General features: G+C 45.1%; 1 protein-coding gene. It reads left to right on the top strand.

The features are described from left to right. Positions 1-870: 870 nt before the first annotated feature. Positions 871-1,437, top strand: coding sequence for a hypothetical protein (locus FGF66_RS12285; RefSeq protein ID WP_139457926.1), 567 nt, complete (start codon positions 871-873; stop codon positions 1,435-1,437). Positions 1,438-2,007 lie beyond the last annotated feature (570 nt).

The following is a 2,007-nucleotide window of genomic DNA, read 5'->3' as shown; positions in this document are numbered from 1 at the left end:
ATGGGCATCTCTAAAAAGTCTTATGAGGTAGCTGAATTAGTGAGAATTGCAGTGTGTAAGCGATTTTACAGATGTATTAATAAAGTTTTTTAGGTGATTTTCAGAGGAGTATTCGACTTTTTAGAGATGCCCTTATGCCGATCCGCATAAGAAGCAGAAATAAAACGCAATGCGGGGCTTAAGTGATTAAAAATCAGGTTATTAGAAGTATTTGCAATGGTTTCTCGATTGCGTCTTATATGGACTGAAATTCAAAAATCCGCGGTTTAGGCGGATCAGTATAAACAATGTTAGGCGAAAAAATGGAAGGAGGTGAATAGTCCGAAGAAATTAATAAAAATCTAAAAATCGATTTATTTTTATGAAGTTAACCTAATGATAAAGGAGAATGTTATGTCTATAACAGGCACTCACAACTTACAAGTACTTAGAGGTTTATCTACAAACAGGTCTTTGTTAAGTTGCACAACGGATGGCGGCAATGTTGACTTGTGGAATAAAGATGACGGTAGCGGTCGACAAAGGTGGCTATTTGAACCAGTGAGCGACTCACCAACACCTGATACATATAATATAAAGATTGCAGCAGGTGTAACAGGTGATAGAACATATCTTAGTTGCACAACGGATGGCGGCAATGTTGACTTGTGGAATGAAGATGACGGTAGCGGTCGACAAAGATGGCAAATTCAGGGAGTTTGGATAAGTAAGCCCTAAGTCTATTTGCCTGCAGATAAATCGCCTAACAAGGCCATCCAGCCGACCGCAAACCCCGTCGTTCGCTTTACTCAGTCAGGGGTTTGCGGCGGCTGATGGCTGCCGTTAGGCCTGCTCACAGAAGGTTCCTCAATGACTCAACCACCTACAAACATGGAACAACCGGCAAACACACCAAGTGCGCAAGTACCGCTCGGAGCCGCATCACCTTCGGCGACACTCAAACCAGGTGTTTCACTTGAGGTGCCAGGTGTAAAGCTCGTTATCTCAGGGAGCGTCGCCCTTATTCTCGTTATCGCCACAGTGATCACGCTTTCGGTGCTCTCAACCTATCTGGTCACGTCCAAGAGCGAGAACCTTCGAACGGTCATCTCATCTTTGAATCCCAAGGCCGGGACAGAGGTTTCCAAGTCTGGTAGAGAGATGCTCCAGTTCTGGTTGCCAGACACAGCGGAGTACCGCAAAAACGTTCAAAAATTTGAATCTTGGCTCTCAGCCAACAACAACTGGTGGGGCAAAGTTCCTATGGCAAATATACGGACCATAAACGGAGAAAAGATTGTTATGAACGGCTATCTGTACCAAGCACAAGAGCCAATTGATGGCAGTGAAATCATAGGAAATCCGCAGCAGGCTATTCAGGCACAAGCTGTGAAGCTCATTGGCATATCCGACCTCAACCTTATATGGACCGAACTAACAAGCTATGACGTGCGCTAGTTTCACAAGCGCTTTGCTGTGTTCTCAAACACCTTCCACTTCGCGACCCAGCCTAACTGGTCGTTCAGCGCGGACGCCACACAGGCCATGCCTTCGGCATTCTCATGGCCTGTGTCGGTACCCTTCCGCACTTCGTGCTCCGGTGCCGGTTAACTAGGGCGTTACACGATAAGAGTAGCTGTTGTATCCCGGATTTTTTTGTCAAAAAAATCGACAATCTCAGGGAAGCTGACAGCTCTTTTGCATTGGGAGAAAATACAGAAGGAAGCTATGTGAATTTTCTCGTCAGCTTTATTACTCCGCTCGGAGTAACTCGCAAAAAAAGCGGGAGAAAAATCTGTCATTCTGAATGGAGCAAAGCGCAATGAAGAATCCATCTTGTTACGAAACAAAGAGTTCTGGATTCTTCACTCCGCTCAGAATGACAAGCAACAAGGTATTCGGTACTTGTGAAAATTGATTCTTTTAATGTCCGCAGCAATATGACATAACCCCCGCCCATCGCCATCACCGCATCTTATTTCTCCTCTTTCCTTCCGCTTTTCTCAAGCGCTTTTTTCGAGATCGCCT

Origin of the sequence: Chlorobaculum thiosulfatiphilum, from assembly GCF_006265165.1 — a bacterium.
Lineage (GTDB): Bacteria > Bacteroidota > Chlorobiia > Chlorobiales > Chlorobiaceae > Chlorobaculum > Chlorobaculum thiosulfatiphilum.
This window is presented reverse-complemented; position numbering and strand designations above follow the sequence as displayed.